The sequence below is a fragment of the Nibrella viscosa genome (genome assembly GCF_039541875.1).
Taxonomy (GTDB): Bacteria; Bacteroidota; Bacteroidia; order Cytophagales; family Spirosomataceae; genus Nibrella; species Nibrella viscosa.
Window position 1 is genome coordinate 99,495 of the sequence record NZ_BAABHB010000001.1, and the last position, 18,602, is coordinate 118,096.

The following is an 18,602-nucleotide window of genomic DNA, read 5'->3' on the forward strand; positions in this document are numbered from 1 at the left end:
TGGGCTAGTCGCGCTGGGCCGACATGCCCTGCCGAACGAAGACTGTAAGTTGTTTAACCATCTGGGGTGCCCCAAGGTAGAGGGGGGTACGCTGGTGCAGGCTGTGGGGCTGGATGTTCAGGATTGATTCGGTTTCGTTGACCGCCAGGCAGCCGGCCCGTTCGGCAATGAACGCCAGCGGGTAGCACTCGTACAGCAAGCGCAGTTTCCCATCCGGATTGCTTTTGGTGGGCGGGTACAGATAAATGCCGCCTTTCAGCAGATTGCGGTGAAAATCGGCTACCAGCGAGCCGATGTACCGGGCCGTTAGCTGTTGCCGGCGGCAGTTGTGAAGGTAAGCCTGTACCGGTTCGGCAAAGAGGTCTATATTTCCTTCGTTGCAGGAATAAATCTGACCATCGGCCGGGCTTTTGATATCCGGGTGCGACAGAATGAACTCGCCGAGCGAGACATCGTAGGTGAAGCCGTTGACGCTATGGCCGGTGGTGTACACCAGAATCGTGGAGGAGCCGTACAGGATGTAGCCGGCGGCCACCTGCTCGTGGCCGCCCTGCATAAAATCTTCAAGGGTGGGCTGCGTACCAGTGGGCGTTACCCGACGGTAAATGGAAAAGATGGTGCCGATGGATACGTTGACATCGATATTGGAGGAGCCGTCGAGCGGGTCGATGGCCACCACGTATTTGCCGCCGTTGTTGCCGGTCAGAATAATGCCTTCTTCTTCCTCCGAGATAATGGCGCAGACTTCACCGCCGTTGGTCAGAGCCCGCCGGAACCGGATATCGGCAATGACATCCAGTTTCTGCTGCTTTTCGCCCTGTACGTTCTCTATGCCCATACCGCCGGTCAGGTCGATGAGCCCTGCCCGGTTTACTTCCCGGTGGATGATTTTACCGGCCAGCGCAATATCGCGCAATAACTGCGAGAGTTCGCCGGTTGCGTAGGCAAACTGGTACTGGCGGTTCATAATATACCGGTCGAGCGTGGTGCCGACGGGTAGCGCGAGGGCGGGAGTGGGGTTGGTGGGCATGGGTTGACGCTTTTGTTGACTACCGGTTATTTTTTGAGCAGCACACTCACCTCACTCAGCAAGCCCGACGGCAGCAGGGGGGAGCCGGCCTGGTAAAACGGCATGGTGGTGAACGTAGTCTTCTGTTTTTCATTGGGTTGGGCATCGCCAATCAGCCGGTTCACCCAAAGGTTTGTTACGCGCACTTCCAGGGTATTGTTTCCGGTTTTTACGGCATCGGTAATATCCAGCCGGAACGGTTTTTTCCAGGCGATGCCCACGTTTTTACCGTTCACCCGCACATCGGCCAGGTTTTTCACTTCGCCTAAATCCAGTTCGTAGTGGCCGCCTTTGACCACCGCCGGCAGGGTAAAGGTGGTGTTGTATGAAGCGGTGCCGGAGAAGTACCTGATGTCCGGGTCGGCGTTCTCGCTCCAGGACGTCAGCTTGTTGAACGTGAGGCTGCGGGCGGCTTCGCTCGTCGTGCCGAAGTTCACCGTCCACGGCGAAGAAATGGTTGCTACGGGCGTTACCGTGACCGCCGGTTTGGTGTAGGCGGTGGTGGTAGCTTTGTCGCGGAAGACGATGAAATACGCATCCCAGGATTCGAAGTGGAGGGGCACTATGGTCCGGCCGTCTTTGATCTGGTACGATACTTTCTCGATAGCCCCGGTCTGCGGGTTCCACAGTTCAGGTACTTTTCCCGTTACCCGGAAACTCGCTTCGGCATCATTGGGGTTTTCGCTCCGGCTGTTGAGCCAGTAGATATCTTCGTTGCCCGTCTGCCGATGCACGTAGAGTATTTCCGCTTTGTTGTTGCGGATAATCACGTCTTCCGGCACGTTCAGCGATTTCAGTACCTCTGCGGCCGGCCGGCCGGATACCTTCGGATTGCTCCAGATTTCGTTGACGATGGCTGTAAACTCGGCGGGGTTATCGCTCAGGCTCGGCGACTTTTCCGGTTTGGTACCGGTCACGTTGGTGCCGGCTTTCACCAGATCCCGGATTTTCTTCAGCACCGGCAGTGTCATCAGCTTCGCGGTTTCGTCCAGCACCAGCACGCTGTACGACATGCCGCTCGGCGTTACCAGCTTGCCGTTTTTCGCCTGAATCACATTTATCAGCGCCGACGCGTTCACAAAATCATACTCGTAGCCGGGAATACTGGGGAGTTTGCTGGCGAAGGCGCTGGTAATGTTGGTATTCTCCCCGTAGTAATACAGCACATCCGCTACGAACCGGCCCTGCTGCAACAGGTGGGAACTGCGGCCCAGATACTCCATCCAGGGTTTGGCCTGCTCCGCCCAGGTCTCCTGACGGGTGAAGTACTGGCCGAAGGGCCCGAGTGAAAAGCCGGGTTTCTTATCGTCCAGTGGCTGGTGCACCGAGGTATGAATCACAAAGCGGTTCAGGCCCGACGCCAGCTCCATATCAGCGGTGCGCTTCAGCTTTTCGGGGTACCAGCTAAAGGCGTTGCCGGTGGACGTCATCGACTCGGCCGCTACCAGATTCTGCCCGTAGATATGCGCTACCGAGGCCGACTCTCGAATATCAGCCTTGCTGCGTACTTCTTCATCGGCACCACCGGCCAGACTGCCGGGCGTCCACATGGCCGACATCGGAATATCGGCATGGCGCTTTACATCCATGCCGTCGGCCAGGTAAATGCGTTTGTTTTCGTGCGATTCGGTATAGCGTTTCATGCCGCGCTGGTGCAGAGCGTCGCCGATGACATCGTAGTGGTTCCCGGCAATGAGTTCGCCGATGGTTTTGCGGAAGTCCCACAGGAACTTCTCGCTGGCTTCGGTACTCCGCACCACCCGGCCGGTCAGCACCGGAATCCAGGGTTTGAGGTCATAGCCGCGCCGTCTGGCAAACTCCTCGGGCAGGGCTTTGGTCCAGGTCATGTGACCCGCTTCGTAGCTGTCCAGCACCATGAATCCCAGGCCATCTGGCCCTAGTTGCCTGCCGGTGGCATCCTTGTACATGTCGAGGTACGTATTGATATATCGTTTTACGGCGTCCTTATCGAGTTTATCCACTTCCAGGCCGGTTGCTTCGGGCGAGGCCGGGTGGTTCTGGCGGCCCGTTAGCGAATAGCCCAGTCGCACCACCACCCAATTGCCGGCCGGTGGGGTCCAGGTCAATGAGCCATCGGCGTTCATTTTTGCCGTCAGGTCAACCACATCTTCCGTGGGGATAGCATCGGCGTTGGCAACCGCCGGTAGTTCGCCGGTTTCTTTCCAGGGGTCAAAGCCGGCCTTGCCTTCGAAGAGGTTGATGCGGTCAGTATTGTGCAGGACCAGTTCAGCCACGTTGACGCCTTCCGGTTTGGGCGTTTCGGGCCGCCCACCCGCCATGGCGGCATACATATTGGGCTGGGGCTGTAACGTTTTAAAGGTAAAGCGGAAGTATCTGGCCGTCGTCGGTGGGATGCTCATGGTATTCTGGGGCACAATACTCCCCGGGACGGCTACCACCTGCCGGAAATTCACGCCATCGTCGCTGACCTTCAAGGCCCGGTTTTCCGGACCGCCATTGAATTGTTCCAGCGGGGTGTGGTTCGCGCCTACGATGGAAAACGCCTTGAACGTCTGTGGCGTATCAAATTCGTACTGAATCCACATGTCCTCGCCCACGGCCTGGGGCGGCAGGTAGCTGACATTAGTCAGGTTACCGTCTGTTAGTTCAGCCAGCGTGAACGAACCGCCACTGGACGTCACCTTCGGCTTAAACTCGGATAAGGATTTTTCCCGGTCCGGCAGGCGGTAGGCAATGACCAGCGCATCCTGGTAGTAGGTCGGCAGATTGCCGGTTGGGCCACCCAGCATAGACGTCGGCGACAGCGGTACGTGCTGGAAGTTCCCCGTTGTATTCGGCGGCTGGGGCAGTTTGCCGGTGAAAGGCCGGGCCGCGTTAGGCTGACCACCGGAAACGCGGGTTTCGGTCCAGACGTATTTCTTCATGCCATCCTGCGGTTGCACCCAGGGGCTACCCGTTACGCTCCAGCCGGGTGAGCCGGCAATGGCCATTTCGAGTTGTAGTTTCTGGGCTAAGTCCGTGGTGAATTTGAAAGCATCTTTCCATTCCGGCGTCATAAACACCAGTTTCTTTGGCACCACCAGCGGAGTAAAGAGGCTGGCGTCGAAGTTCTGAAAGCCGCCGATGCCCACGCGGTTCATCCATTCAAGGTCTTTCTGAATACCTTCTTTGGTGATATTGCCGTTCATCCAGTGCCACCACACCCGTGGCTTGGCCGCGTTGGGCGGAGTCTGGAAACCAGCCTTAAGCGCCGGGTTGGGTTGAGCCTGCCCCTGCCGACTCACCAGAAATGAGGCTATCAGCAGACCGGTAATGATGGAGGATATACGTGGGTTTTTCATCGGTAGAATCAGATTCGGGCTTTCCGATATTCTGCAAAAGGCAGCGAAATACATTGACCTATTCTACAAATATATTGCATGAAACGGGGCTACACCTTATCTGTATTGAGATATTGTTTGCATTTTTTGAGATAGCGCGGTTGCGGTTTCCACTCCTCTGCTTGTCCTCGACTGTGTCGCGGGCGAGCCCCGGCGAGCGGAGTGAACATACGCACCGATTATGCGAAGGTCCCTGATTTGCGGTACAGCTAACAAGGATCGCTGAATAGAGTTTTGTATTTTTGGTCAAACAACTCATTGTCTATGAAATCCAGTATCATCGTTTCTGACCCCGAAATTCTAGGGGGCACTCCTGTTTTTCGGGGGACACGGGTGCCCATCCGGGCTTTGTTCGACTATCTCCAGTTCAGTACCATCGATGAATTTCTGGTGGGTTATCCGCACATCAGCCGGGAGATGGTTAACGAGGTATTAGCGGTTATTGCCAAACGGGTATCGGCCGTTCCCCACCGGAAGAGACGTGAAACTACTGCTTGACGAACAGATTGATGTCCGGCTCAAAACGGCACTTAGTGGGCTGGATGTCTATACCCCAGTGGATCTAGGATGGCAGGGGTTAAAAAACGGTGTTTTGGGCAGGAAGCTAACTGAATACGAATTTGCCTTTTTCGTAACTGCCGATAAAAATCTGCCGTTTTAGCAAAATCTGGACAAGATTTCATTCACAATCATTCTATTGGATACACCAACACTACTCTGGGAACATCAATCCCTGTTTGTTCCTAAAATCGTAGCGTTTGTGGATAAATTTAGGCCCGATCCGGTTTTGAAAATTGTCCATATGAGTTTGGATGGCTTCCGAAAAGGCAGAAAATTAGCTCAGCTTCAGCGCGTCTTCCGTCCAGAACAAATTCGGTTTGTTTAGTCCATAAATGCCCCTCTGCTCGTCCTCGACTGTGTCGAGCGACGGGCGAAGTTCGCCCGCCACGTGATACAATCGCGGGCGAGCCCCGGCAGCGAGTGATTCAGCTTATCAACTACTGTGGTTTGGCGTGCCGCATTTCCAGCCCTACGGCGCGGGGTTTGAAACCCGGCCACACGCCGTCGGTCACCTTTTCGGGCACATTCAGGTATTTCTGGTTATCCTGCCCTTTCAGGTGCCAGCCCAGAAAGGCGGTTATAAAGTGCTGGTTGATGTTGTTGATCCGTCGTTCGTTCCAGCCCGGCTCGGCATAGTGCATGTACTCGTTCAGGGGCAGGCCCGGCTTCAGCACGGCGGCCGCCGGAGCGTTGGGGGCCACATTGTGCCGGGCGTTGACATACGTGAGCAGATACCGGTCGGCGTTGGTAGCACCCTCATAAATCGCCCGAATGCCTTTCTCATACCCGGACACATCATCTTTATCACCGGCAATAAACAAGGTCGGCAGACGAAGGCCCTTTAGTCCTTCGGCATCCCACACCCCGCGCTCCATACCCCAGGGGGCAAAGGCGATAATGGCTTTGATGCGGGCGTCGACCGGAGCCGTTAACGCCGGAGAGCCGGCTGCCCTAACGCTAATGGCATCGCTGCCGCCGGCTAGTTGTTTGAACATACCGACCGCCTGCGGGCTGTAGCCGGCCCCACCGACGTTCAGCACACCATACCCACCCATTGAATAGCCGATCAGAGCCGTATTGTTCGGATTAAACAGACCGGCGAGAAACGAGCGGCTGTCTTTAGCGCTCAGCCGGGCTATTTCGTTCAGCACAAACAGATCGTCGAGCGGCCGGTTAAGCAGCGTACTGCTGAAGTTGCCCACATCCCGGTACGTCGACTCGGTATGGTCTATGGACACCACCACGTAGCCTTTGGAGGCCAGGTTTTCGGTCAGGTAGGTCATCAGGTACCGCGAGCCGGGATACCCATGTGAGACGATGACCAGCGGAAACGGTCCACCCTGCGCATTGGGTTCGGCATCGCGCAAGGCCCGGCCCGGAAAGGTATAGGGTATAATAGGTCGCTGCGGGTTGTTGGTCAGGCCCATCACCTGTTCGTATTGCGTCAGTTCCGTCTGTCCCTGCGGTATGCGGGCCGGATACCAGACCTCCACGGTCAGCGGGCGGTCGTAGGTAGGCAGGTTGCCGTCTTTGGCCCTGAGGATGTCCAGTTGGCCGGGGTTGGTCAGTTTCAGGGTGCGAACGCCCACACTATAGGCACCACGCGGGGCCAGTTCGGGCGCGTCGGGCAGCGGGTCGCCCACAATAAACGTATCAGGTTGCGCCTGGGCGATCAGGGCCACCACGAAAAGCAAACAGACAAGCAGCGAAAGCCGGCGGTAGTGCATGTAATCAGGAGGTTTTAACCAAAATCGGGGCTAATCTACGAAGAAGTGGTTTAGTTGGTTACAGCTAGTTGGGCTTGTGGAGTGACCGGGGAAGGAGGTGCCCGTATTTTTGGTGAGAATCACCACCTTAGGTCTGGCAAGTATTCATACATATAGTTATATTAGCGAGAACTACTTAATTACCGCCGTAAAGCCCCCTTCCTCGTCACTATGCTGCGGATAGCCGCCTTTTTCTGCCTGTTGTGTACTCTTGCTCATGCCCAGCCGGTGGTGCTACGTGACCCCGACAAAGCTTATCCCGTTACGGAAAACAGTGCCGCCCTGCTGGTGGAACCCGGCCAGACAATCACCATCGACTCCCTGCTTTGCCACCCGGAAAAATACAACTTCGTGCCTGTCAGGCAAAGACCGATCCGGCCCAACGGAAAACGGGACTACTGGCTCAAGCTGGAGTTGACGAATCCCTCTTCTGAAAATTACCTCCTTCATTGCTATTTTTTTGCCGATTCCCAATAGGTTTACGAAACAGACAGTTCGCGCGTATTGGGTCATCTGAAAATCTCCTTCTATGGCACCTCGGCTACCGACCTGTTTCAACGCAGTCGGGGCATATGGCCCTTAAATCTCAGGCAGGGCCAGACGCATACGCTTTACGTCTATGCTGAAAATATGACGTTGCCCTCCCTGTTTGTCAGCGTTACCGCTTCGTCAAGGCTCACCAGGGAGGTTCATTATCAGGATTTGGTGTATGGGCTGTTTCACGGCATGTTGCTCATCATTGCCTTGTACAGCTTAATTCTGGGTATTCGGCTAAGCGACCGGGATAATCTGCTCTATGCGATCTGGTTAGTGCTGGTCGCCGTATTACAGGCTACCAACTGGAGCCTCCTGGCTGAATTGCCGGTCAGCCTTTTCGATGTGTTAAAACAGAACTGGGGTGTTACAAGCGGAATCTTTTGTATAGTCCACATTCTGTTTACGCTGTCTTTCCTGCAGACGAAGACCTGGGCCAATGGGTTACACCGGTTGGGCATAGGTTTACTTGTCCTTTTTTCGGTTTGCTGCATCCTTTTACTTCTTTTCCTGAATGAAGGCAACCGGGTGGCAATGAATGTGGTAACGACCAATTTGTTTACTAGTTCGGATGGGCTTTTTGGGTTAACAGCGGGTTTAACCGTTTTCTTTCGCGGGTTTAAACCGGCTATATTTTACTCATTGGGGACACTTGTCCTGTCGATGTCCTTATGGCTTTTCCTGCTAAGTCTCTACGGAGGAATCACCTTTACCTTCTGGACGCTGAATTGTGTTTTGGTTGGTTCTGCCGTGGAGGTTTTCTTTTTTCTGTTAGGCCTGACCTATAAAATCAATTTGCTCAAGCAACGGCAGGAAGAAGCGGTTCGGCAGCAATTGCAGCTTTCTGTAGAAAACCAGCAACTCATTGAGACCCAGAACCGGGTGCTGGAAGAAAAGGTCGAGCAACGCACCGCTGAACTTAAAGCCTCCCAGGCTCAACTCATCCAGAAAGAAAAACTCGCCAGCTTAGGTGAGCTAACCGCCGGCATTGCCCACGAGATTCAGAACCCGCTGAACTTCGTCAATAACCTTTCGGAGGTGAGTCAGGAGTTGGTGGAGGAGCTAGAGGAGGAAAGAAGGAAGGAGAAACGGGATGAAGATCTGGAGACAGAGCTCATCAGTGATCTGAAAGAAACCCTGCACAAGGTGACCCACCACGGCAAGCGGGCCGACAGCATTGTCAAAGGCATGCTCCAGCACTCCCGCGCCAGCACCGGTGAAAAGCAACCCACCGACCTCAACCAACTGGCCGATGAGTACCTCAGACTGGCCTACCAGAACTTACGCGCCAAAGACCAGAGCTTTACCGCCGACCTGCGGCTCAAGCTGGACCCGGCGTTGGGGCAAGTCAATATAGCCCCTCAGGACATGGGTCGGGTGCTGCTCAACCTCTACAACAATGCTTTTTATGCGGTTCAGGAAAAGGCAAAAGGCCAGGAAGGGTATCAGCCGCAAGTCACCGTCAGCACCCAGGCGAACGGCGGGAAAGTAGAGTTGCGGGTAGCCGACAACGGCACGGGTATTCCTCAGGCCATTCTGGACAAAATTTATCAGCCGTTTTTCACGACTAAGCCCACCGGCGAGGGTACGGGTTTGGGTCTCAGCCTGAGTTACGACATAATCACCAAAGGGCACGGAGGGACGATGGAGGTGGAGAGCCGCGAAGGTGAGGGTGCCGAGTTTGTGGTGAGCTTGCCTGCCTAATAAGGTAGGCTACAATGTTGCCGGGTTAATGTATTTCAACCCCGACACTCGCTTGTAATCCTTGTCGTTGTCAGCAACCAGGGTCAGGTTATATACCATAGCCGTTGCAGCAATAACAGCGTCGGGCAGTCGTATCCGAATCCCACGACGAATTTTGATCGTACGTTCGATGACTGCCTCCGTCAGCGGAAACTCGTAACCCGCCGAGATGATGTCGCTGATCTGCTGAGTTTGGAGAGTCGTTTCGGGTTGAAAACTCAACAATTCAATACGGACAATAACCGAATAGTTGATCTCCGTATCAAAAATGGTTTGCATAAAAGCCAGGCCATTGGCCGAAAACTCTTTCAGAAACGATTTCCCAATGGCGCTGGTATCTAGAAGGTATCTCGCTGCCATGAATCCCGCAGGTTTTCCAACTGACTATTAACCCGCTGTTTCTGCTCCTCGCTCAGATCACTCCAGCTACCCACCAAATGGCCCAGGTTAGCTTTTTTACGGGGAGTTGGTTCGCTCTGTTCGCCAATGGTGGCACGGGGTGCAGGAAGGTTGTCGGTAACCACCGGCTCATCGGTGTCGATCACCACGTTTACTTCCACCTCCCGGTTGTTCAGGCTATCAGGCATAACGACTTGTAAAAGGCCCTCTCTAACCACGGCGTGTGTCCGGATAATTTGCATGGCTGGTACGATTTATCTCAAAGATACAACGAATGACTACATCAGCGGGTTCGTTTTCTGAAAACCTGATTTTTTGTTACTTTCAGGCACACTCGTGTTTACCCGCCTGATCACCATGCTTTTACGTACTACCCTGCTGGGTCTGTTATTCGCCTGCTGCCTGCTACCTACTCACGCCCAGCCCCTGGTCCTGAACGACCCTAACCAGAGTTACTCCCTTTTTGGCCGATTCACCGCCCTGGAAGTCCGACCTGGGCAGGTAACCATTGATTCGCTGCTGCAACATCCCCAGGCTTACCGCTTTACGCCCGTCGCCCGGCAAGGCCTAACCGTTGGGCATTCCTACTGGCTGCGGCTGGAGCTGACCAACCAAACTCCTCAACTGTTCGCCCTGCGTATCTTCCTATTAAGTTTCAACCGCATGATCCTCTACGAAACCGAAGGTGGGCGTATCCTCAACCAGCGGGATTTAGCGCTGTTAGTTACGGACACGACCGACTATTTTCAGCACAGCAAACGCATGTGGCCCCTGCATCTGGCTCAAGGCCAGACGCATACGATTTACCTGTACGTTGAAGGCATATGGGCCGCCACCTTGCCGGTCTATGCACAGGCTAACCTGTTGCTGCTGAAGGAAAGCCATTACGATGATCTGTTCTACGGATTCTACTACGGCTTTGTGCTGATTGTGATCGTGTACAGCCTGCTTCTGTTTGTGCGCTTGGGCGACCGTGATAATTTTCTGTATGCCATATGGGTGTTCCTGGCAGGTTTGGGAGTTAGTTTTGGATCTGGTCAGGGAGTCGAGTTATCAAGCCATCTCCATAACCTTCAATTCACGTTTACGCTTGTCTCCTCTACTCTTCTTGCCCTGGCACATATCTTGTTTCAATTATCCTTCCTGCCGCTTCGTCAGGTAGCCGTGGGCTGGTATCGAGCCGGTTTCTGGTTTGCAGGATTCTGTGCTTTGCTCCTACCTGCCTATCCGCTTTTGATCGTTCTGGGTCTGCGGGAAATTAGTAACTCCGTCTTTACTTCTTTGCTTTCCTTAGCGTATCAACTATTTGGCCTCTCTGTTGGCATAGTAGCCTACCGGCGCGGTTTTAGGCCGGCCATATATATGGTAGTCGGCACCATAGTACTCTTCACTTCCCTGACGGTATATCTAATGCTGCTGGCTGATAAACTTCCTTTCAATTTCTGGACGCTGAACAGTTTAGCTATCGGCTCCGGCCTTGAAATTTTGATCTTCACCCTGGCGATGGGTGATAAGGTCAACCTGCTTAAAAGGCATCAGGAGGAAGCCAATCAGGAGCAACTACGCTTGACCAAAGAGAATCAGCAACTGATTGAAAACCAAAACCGCGTACTCGAAGAAAAAGTCGAACAACGCACCGCCGAACTCCGCGCTTCCCAGGCCCAACTCATTCAAAAAGAAAAACTCGCCAGCCTGGGTGAGCTGACTGCCGGCATCGCCCACGAGATTCAAAACCCGCTGAACTTCGTCACCAACTTCGCCGAAGTGTCGGTGGAGATGATCGACGAACTCAAAGAAAAAATCAGCACCGGGCGGTCCTCGGATGTGCTGCCCCTGGCCGATTACCTCAGCGAGAATCTGCAAACCATCACAGAGCAGGGACAACGGGCTGCGGCTATCATCCGGAGTATGCTCGAGCATGCCGGCACTCCCGCCGGCGAAAAGCAACCCACCGACATGAATGCGCTGGCGGATGCGTATTTGCAGCTGGCCTACTACGGCATCCGGGCCAAAGACCAGGGGTTTACTGCCGATCTGCGGTTGAATTTAGACCCGGCTCTTCAGCCCATCACCGTAACGCCACAAGACATGGGCCGGGTGCTGCTCAACCTCTACAACAACGCCTTCTATGCCACTCAGGAGAAGGCCCGGCGGCAGCAGGATTCTGCTTACCAGCCCCAGATTGAAGTTACTACTCAGGTGGTGAATGGCAAGGTATCCTTGCGGGTAGCCGACAACGGCACGGGTATCCCGGCGGAGATTCTTAGCAAGATCTATCAGCCGTTCTTCACCACCAAGCCCACCGGCGAGGGCACGGGTTTAGGCCTTAGCCTGAGCTATGACATCATCACCAAAGGGCATGGGGGCACAATGGAGGTCGAGAGCCAGGAAGGTGAAGGCGCCGAGTTTGTAATAGCGCTGCCTTGCTAATTTGAAGCTATTGGTAAATCAAGTGGTTTTTATGGAGTTGAACTAAATAATTAGAGAAATGATTACCTTTTTTATAGATTTCTCTAATTATTAGACGCCCTTTCTTATGAATCGTATTGTTGGCCGAACCGTCGAAAAAGAAAAACTAGATAAACTGCTGCTGTCGAACCAGGCTGAGTTTTTGGCTTTGTATGGTCGGCGACGGGTCGGCAAAACGTTTCTGATCCGGCAGTATCTCCAAAAACACCTTGTTTTTGATATTTCCGGCACCAGAGAGGGGGCAAAAGACCGGCAGATTCTTAACTTTTTTAACGAGTACCTGAACCGCACCAACCGGCAACGCGAAACACAAGTGCCTGCCAACTGGCATGATGCGTTTGCCTATCTGGCGGCTTACCTTAAAGAGTTACCCCGTACGGGCAAAAAGCAGGTCGTTTTTTTGGACGAAATGCCCTGGCTCGATACGCCCAAGTCCGAATTTGTCTCGGCCCTGGAGTTTTTCTGGAATCAGCACGCTTCCCGACTGGATAATATCCTGCTGATTGCCTGCGGGTCGGCTTCTTCCTGGATTCTGAAAAACCTGATTCGGGCTCGTGGCGGCTTATATAACCGGGTTACCCAGCGCATTAAGCTATCGCCTTTCAATCTGTACGAAACCCAGGCTTTTTTACAAAGTATAGGGGTAAAATTGCCTCAGTACCAGATCCTTGAGTTGTATATGGCAATGGGCGGTATCCCGTTCTACCTGAAAGAGATCGAAAAGGGCAAGAGTGCCACCCAACTCATCAATGCCATTTGCTTTACGCCCCAAGGCTTGCTATACGGCGAGTATGCCCAGCTTTATCACTCGCTGTTTCGCAAAGCCGACTACCACATCCGAATCGTAGAAACCCTGGCAGCCCATCCGCAAGGCATGAGCCGCACCGACATCGCCAACCAGACGAACATCAACGAAGGGCAGCTTAGCAAAACCCTCGAAGAACTGACCGAGTGCGATTTTATCAGCCTCTATCAGCCCTTTCAGAACAAACGGAAGGATGCCGTCTATAAGTTGACGGACCTGTACTCGCTGTTTTACCTGAAATTTATTCAGCCCAACAAAGGCGGTGGTGATAAAATCTGGGAGCAACTCGCTCAGCAAAGTACCTACACGGCGTGGAGCGGCTACGCGTTTGAAAACATCTGCATGGCCCACCTGAATCAAATCAAGGCGGCTTTGGGCATCAGTGGGGTCTATACCCAACACAGCGCCTGGAAGTTCCGGGGCGACGATACCCTGCCCGGCGCGCAAATTGACCTGATTATCGACCGGGCCGACCAGATTGTACACCTCTGCGAAGCTAAATTTACCAGAGACAATTATGCGATTACCAACGATTATGCAGCCCGGCTCCGGCTGAAAAAGAGCATTTTCAAACAGGCAACGCAGACCAAAAAAGCCCTGTTTACTACCCTGCTGACCACGTATCCGGCTCTTCAGAACAAATATTACCTCGAAGAAATCGACAGTGAAATCACGATGGATAAGCTGTTTGAGAAGCCTTAAGCAACGATTAGTTCACTAAGCCCTTCGTAACCCATGAAATCACTACGCATAATCCTGTTATTTAGCCTGCTTAGCCTGACGGCACCTGCTCAATCTTTGGTGTTGAGCAATTCCAACCAGGCTTTTGACAACCTCGACGAACATCTGACGGCTCTGGAAGTAAGACCAGGGCAGCAGCTTACCATCGACTCGCTGCTGCAATACCCGGAGCGCTACCGCTTCGCACCCTATAACCGGGTCTTAGAAGAAAAAGTCGAGCAACGCACCGCCAAACTACAGGAGTCACTTACTACGCTCCGGGCCACCCAGGCCCAACTTATCCAGAAAGAAAAACTCGCCAGCTTAGGTGAGCTAACCGCCGGCATTGCCCATGAGATACAGAACCCGCTGAACTTTGTTAATAACCTTTCGGAGGTTAGTCAGGAGTTGGTGGAGGAATTAGAGGAGGAAAGGACGAAGGAGCAAAGGGATGAAGAGTTGGAGACCGAGCTCATCATCGATCTCAAAGACAGTCTCCAAAAAATCACCCACCATGGCAGGCGGGCCGACAGCATTGTCAAAGGCATGCTGCAACACTCCCGCGCCAGCACCGGTGAAAAACAACCCACCGATCTCAACCAACTCGCCGACGAGTACCTGCGACTGGCTTACCAGAACCTGCGGGCCAAAGACCAGACCTTCACCGCCGACCTACGGCTCAAGCTGGACCCTGCCTTGGGGCAGGTTAACGTAGCTCCTCAGGACATGGGTCGGGTGCTGTTGAACCTCTACAACAACGCCTTCTATGCCGTGCAGGAGAAAGCCAAGAGTCTGCAAGACCCTGCCTACCAGCCTCAGATTGAGGTCCGCACCCAGGCGGTGAATGGCAAGGTATCCTTGCGGGTAGCCGACAACGGCACGGGGATACCCCCGGAGATTCTTAGCAAGATCTATCAGCCCTTTTTCACCACCAAGCCCACCGGCGAGGTCACGGGTCTGGGCCTAAGCCTGAGTTACGACATCATCACCAAAGGGCATGGGGGAACGATGGAGGTCGAGAGCCGGGAAGGTGAGGGATCCGAGTTTGTCATTCAATTGCCTTATTAGTGTGTAAATGTAAATTCTGACATTTCTGATTAAATCACTATAATCTTTTCTGCTGCTAAACCTATGTATCGTCGCTGGTGTATGCTTGCACTGCTTCTGGTAAACGTGCAATTCCTGTTTGCGCAGATTAATCGGGCTTCTTTCCGACAGTTGTCGGATGACGAACAGTTTACGTTCGTTGATACCTATATCACTGAACACTGGCATGATTTCCTGGACCCGAAGAAGAAACCGGCTGCGGTAGCCGATTATAAAATTATGCTGGCGGAGGCCAACGGCCCCCGAACGATTTGCCTGCTGAAGCTCTTCTGGCATCGCAATCAGGTTATCAACTCGGACGCGAAAAGCGAAACGAAGCTGGCCGACATTCAGTCGGTGATCAGGCTGGCGCACGACAATGAGCTACGCGTCGAAGAAGCCATCTGCCAGGTTGTATGGTGCATAGGGGTGTTGAGGCATGGCGGAAAGATAGAAGACCGTACTCGTCGCATTCTCGTCTATGACGCAGCTTTACAAGCTATTACTACCCTGGAAAAACAGCCGCTGTCTGTGTTGCACAACTACCACGGACCCGCCTTCGATATTGACCATCACCTGTGGTGGATGAGTATCTATTTTTTCAGCATTGAAGAATACGAACTGGCCCGGCAAATTGCCCTTTTTGGCGAACAGGTGCTCCATCCAACCTTAACGACCCGCAAAGTTTTCCCTTACGGCTACAATTTCTACAAATGGCAGTTTTTAAACGATCTGGGGTCTTGTCATCTGCGTTTAGGCAAACTACGGGAAGCGGATCACTGGTACCGTAAAGCCTACCTGTTTGCCCGGTCGATTGGTTCGCAGATTCAGTCGGCGGTGAGCTACGGCAACCTGGGTGTGGTGTTGAGTAAGCAGGGAAAGCCGGCCGCAGCCATCCCCCATCTGGAACGGGCGGTTCAGGTGGCCCGGCTTGAAAACGACCGCCAGTCTGAATTTAACGCCCTGGTTCCGCTTTCGGAGGTGTACCTGCACCTTACGCAATACGACAAAGCGTATCGGGCTATTCAGCGGTCGATGGCGCTGTATGACTCGGTGCATGCCTTTGTGAATCAAACCGACAGCCTGAATATAATTCCTCTGTTTGCCGGGCTGGGGGAGGTGTACCAGCACCGGGGTAACCTCAATAAAGCCTTGTTCTACACGCAATTGGCAAACCGGCTGACAGAAAAAAAACAGGCCAATGACGACTACCGAATCTTCCGGCAAAAGCAGGAACGATACGAAACAGAGGCCTACCAAACCCGGTTGAATCAGATTGATGCCGATCGTGACCGGGCCGTCTGGCTGGAGTATACAGCTATAGGATTACTCGTGCTGGTTGCCCTGGGTTCGCTGCTCTATATTAGCTATCAACGCAAACGCCGACGTGAGGCTGAACAACAACTGGAACGCATCGCCGAGGAGGCCCGCGCCCGAACCGGGCAGCTCATTCAACTGCAGCAGGCACAGGAAACAGCCACCAAACCCACCACCGACGAGAACTTACCGCACATCGCCAGGTTGATGGAACTGGCCATCTTGACTGAAGCCGACTGGGAGCGGTTCCAGCAACTTTTCGAGCAGGTGTACCCCAATTATCTGCTTCGGCTACGCCGGAAACATACCCTGCTCACGCCCGCCGAAACGCGCATCATCTGCCTGAGCCGTCTGTCGCTTTCCACGAAAGAAATGGCCGACATGCTGGGCGTTTCGACGGATACTATTTTCAAAACCCGCTACCGGATTCGCAAAAAAACCAGCCTGCCCGAAGGAGCCGACCTGGGAGAAGCGTTCGCCGACGTTTAATCCCTGGCGCTACAGAACGCTATCCTCTCCAGCTCTTTCTACTTAGCCAGCTTAGCAGAACTAGAAATAATCTGCTTATCGATCTGATTATCAATACACTATAAATCGTCCTAATAATTGTCCGGGTACTATTTCCAGCTACTAAACAAGTTTACATTATGTTCAGACATGTCAGGCCGCAGCCATCAGGCGCGTTGCCCGGCCCTTTTACTATATTCTTTTAGTACCGTTTCCTCAAATCCAATTTATCATGAAAAAGCTTATCATCATCTTCCTCTTACCTGTTCTTATTGTATCGGCCCATGCCCAGACCCTACCCACGGCCGACGAGGTTATTAACAAATACATTGCGGCCCTCGGCGGCAAAAAAGCGCTGATGAAGGTCAACAATGTGACCTCCCAGGGCTTGTTGCAGTTTGATAACTCCCCGGCGCAAATGCAGATAACCTTAAAGCGTAAAATGCCCGCTAAGGCATTGACTCTAATTACGGGCGACAACGACCAACTTCTTTATAAAAATGTAATTAATGGTACCAATGTGGTCGAGATTACCCAGCAGGGAACTACCCGGCAAAACGAACAGGCTGCCCGACTTTCATTGATGTATAACCGTCTTTTTCCGGAGCTAGTGTTCAAAGAACAGGGTATTAAATCAACCCTTGTCGGCAAGGAGCAGATCGACGGTCAAGACGCTTACAAGGTAACGAGTACCTTTGCCGATGGCACCCCCTTGTGGATAAGCTATTACGATGTGGCAACCGGCCTGAAAGTACAGAATGTCATCAAGTGGGATCAGAGCCGTACCGCAACGCTCAAGTCTAGCGATTACCGAACGGTAAACGGGGTAAAGATCCCATTTAGTTCAACGTATCAGGAAAACGGCGGTGGAGTGTCAATGACTAAAATGACCTCTGTGCTGGTCAACAAAGGGATCAGCGATGCTGAGTTCAACGTGCAGTAACTGATCTTCGAAAAAAATGGGGCGGGTACTGGCACCGGTCCCACGTCTTCAAGATCACTATGTTGGTCATTCTTTCCAACTCATTCCTTTAATCTACTGTGAAATCAACTATACCTTACCTCACCACCCTGACACCGCTGCGGGGCATAGCCGCTTTGCTGGTCGTTATATTCCATTCTAATTTGCTGTTATCCTCCTTTGTGAACCCGGAACAAACCCTTTTTGTGAAGAACGGCTGGCTTTGGGTCGATTTTTTCTTTGTGCTCAGCGGCTTTGTGCTGGCTCACGCTTACGGACCTTCCTTCCAGCAGCAGGTTACCTGGAGAAGCTACAACAGATATCTACTGGCCCGCTTTGCGAGGGTGTATCCATTACACTTTGTAACGCTTTGGGCTGCTGCGGCCGTCATTCTGGTGATCCGCTCTATGGCCGACGCTATGCCAGACGGAACGTTACCTTATATGCAAGATCTGAAAGCGATTCCGGCTTCGCTTTTCCTAGTGCAGTCGCTACACCTGTATGACTGGCCTATGCTCAATACGCCATCGTGGTCGCTGAGTACGGAGTGGTGGGTGTATATGCTATTTCCCCTATTGGTAGGGCCTTTCTTCCGCCTGGGTGGGCTAGGCAAAGTACTCACGATGGCCGGTATCGTCGGCTTGTATCTGGGCCTGATGTACTACATTGTGCCCCATTTTGGCAATCGATTTTACACGAAACCTGGTGAATTGAATCCGCCCAGTATTAATACCATGGCCGACTGGGGGTTAATCCGCTGTCTGGCGGGCTTTCTACTTGGTATGTTCTGTTACGAACTCTACCGCAGCCGTTGGGCGGCTGACCTGCTCAAAAGTGGCTGGGCGTTTCTGCTGTTTGCGGTCGGCGTTTGCGTAGCGATGCATTTCGGTATTCACCAACTCCTGATTGTGGCTTTGTTCCCCTTCGTTATCCTGACCGCGGCCTATAACCACGACTTCGTCAAACGACTTTTAGATACCTGGCCTTTACAGCGACTGGGTGACTGGTCGTTCTCCATCTATATGGTGCATATGCCCCTCATTTATACCCTGTGGACCATTATAATTTTACCCCAAAACCGCAAAATGTTTTTTAGCTTCCAAGCTCTTATGGCAGCCAAGCGCCCACCAGGTGAGCTGATGTGTCTGCTGCTGGTTGGGCTGACGCTGGCCGTGGCTGCCCTGACGTATCGATATGTGGAGGTCCCGGCCCGCAACTACATCAATAACCGGTTTGGATATCGGCGAGAGAAGGCCCCTGTAGATTCAGCCGTAACGGAAGTGAGCCAATAATCCCTCTGCAA

General features: G+C 53.1%; 14 protein-coding genes. 9 read left to right on the forward strand and 5 right to left on the reverse strand.

The features are described 5' to 3' along the window. Positions 1 to 4 precede the first annotated feature (4 nt). Together fbp and ABD931_RS00445 are read right to left on the reverse strand one after the other, a co-directional pair. Positions 5 to 1,030 carry a class 1 fructose-bisphosphatase gene (fbp, locus tag ABD931_RS00440; protein WP_345262805.1) on the reverse strand — a complete coding sequence of 342 codons (1,026 nt, stop codon included), beginning with the start codon at positions 1,028 to 1,030 and terminating at the stop codon, positions 5 to 7. Between the two features lie 26 nt (positions 1,031 to 1,056). Continuing rightward, positions 1,057 to 4,392: a glycosyl hydrolase gene (locus ABD931_RS00445; protein ID WP_345262807.1), complete on the reverse strand. Its 3,336-nt coding sequence runs from the start codon at positions 4,390 to 4,392 to the stop codon at positions 1,057 to 1,059. Positions 4,393 to 4,695: 303 nt separating this feature from the next. On the opposite strand from ABD931_RS00445, the gene ABD931_RS00450 reads away from it, so the two are divergent. Next, positions 4,696 to 4,929, forward strand: coding sequence for a DUF433 domain-containing protein (locus ABD931_RS00450; protein WP_345262809.1), 234 nt, complete (start codon positions 4,696 to 4,698; stop codon positions 4,927 to 4,929). A 500-nt stretch (positions 4,930 to 5,429) separates the two neighbouring features. Here ABD931_RS00450 and ABD931_RS00455 read toward each other — a convergent pair whose 3' ends face one another. After that, the gene (locus ABD931_RS00455) at positions 5,430 to 6,719 is read right to left on the reverse strand and encodes an alpha/beta hydrolase family protein (protein WP_345262811.1); all 1,290 of its coding nucleotides are present in this window, start codon (positions 6,717 to 6,719) and stop codon (positions 5,430 to 5,432) included. A 210-nt stretch (positions 6,720 to 6,929) separates the two neighbouring features. Between ABD931_RS00455 and ABD931_RS00460 the strand changes: the two genes are divergently transcribed. Together ABD931_RS00460 and ABD931_RS00465 are read left to right on the forward strand one after the other, a co-directional pair. Next, positions 6,930 to 7,235: a hypothetical protein gene (locus ABD931_RS00460; RefSeq protein ID WP_345262813.1), complete on the forward strand. Its 306-nt coding sequence runs from the start codon at positions 6,930 to 6,932 to the stop codon at positions 7,233 to 7,235. Between the two features lie 153 nt (positions 7,236 to 7,388). Then, complete coding sequence (locus ABD931_RS00465) at positions 7,389 to 8,996, forward strand: sensor histidine kinase (protein WP_345262815.1); 1,608 nt, start codon at positions 7,389 to 7,391, stop codon at positions 8,994 to 8,996. 9 nt (positions 8,997 to 9,005) lie between these two features. Here ABD931_RS00465 and ABD931_RS00470 read toward each other — a convergent pair whose 3' ends face one another. After that, complete coding sequence (locus tag ABD931_RS00470) at positions 9,006 to 9,395, reverse strand: type II toxin-antitoxin system VapC family toxin (protein ID WP_345262817.1); 390 nt, start codon at positions 9,393 to 9,395, stop codon at positions 9,006 to 9,008. Then, positions 9,374 to 9,676, reverse strand: coding sequence for a hypothetical protein (locus tag ABD931_RS00475; RefSeq protein ID WP_345262819.1), 303 nt, complete (start codon positions 9,674 to 9,676; stop codon positions 9,374 to 9,376). Before ABD931_RS00475 ends, ABD931_RS00470 begins: the two co-directional genes overlap by 22 nt. A 115-nt stretch (positions 9,677 to 9,791) precedes the next feature. Here ABD931_RS00475 and ABD931_RS00480 point away from each other — a divergent pair, with 115 nt between their 5' ends. From ABD931_RS00480 to ABD931_RS00505, 6 genes are all read left to right on the forward strand, one after another. Continuing rightward, positions 9,792 to 11,864, forward strand: coding sequence for a sensor histidine kinase (locus ABD931_RS00480; RefSeq protein ID WP_345262821.1), 2,073 nt, complete (start codon positions 9,792 to 9,794; stop codon positions 11,862 to 11,864). 106 nt (positions 11,865 to 11,970) lie between these two features. Next, a complete protein-coding gene (locus ABD931_RS00485) occupies positions 11,971 to 13,410 on the forward strand; it encodes an AAA family ATPase (RefSeq protein WP_345262823.1) in 1,440 nt (479 codons plus the stop codon). A 33-nt stretch (positions 13,411 to 13,443) separates the two neighbouring features. Beyond that, positions 13,444 to 14,496, forward strand: coding sequence for a sensor histidine kinase (locus ABD931_RS00490; protein WP_370469297.1), 1,053 nt, complete (start codon positions 13,444 to 13,446; stop codon positions 14,494 to 14,496). Between the two features lie 81 nt (positions 14,497 to 14,577). After that, on the forward strand, positions 14,578 to 16,320 hold the full coding sequence (locus tag ABD931_RS00495) for a tetratricopeptide repeat protein (protein WP_345262825.1): 1,743 nt from the start codon (positions 14,578 to 14,580) through the stop codon (positions 16,318 to 16,320). Between the two features lie 250 nt (positions 16,321 to 16,570). Continuing rightward, positions 16,571 to 17,281 carry a hypothetical protein gene (locus tag ABD931_RS00500; protein ID WP_345262827.1) on the forward strand — a complete coding sequence of 237 codons (711 nt, stop codon included), beginning with the start codon at positions 16,571 to 16,573 and terminating at the stop codon, positions 17,279 to 17,281. A gap of 98 nt (positions 17,282 to 17,379) precedes the next feature. Then, positions 17,380 to 18,591, forward strand: coding sequence for an acyltransferase family protein (locus ABD931_RS00505; RefSeq protein ID WP_345262829.1), 1,212 nt, complete (start codon positions 17,380 to 17,382; stop codon positions 18,589 to 18,591). The last annotated feature ends 11 nt before the right edge of the window (positions 18,592 to 18,602 follow it).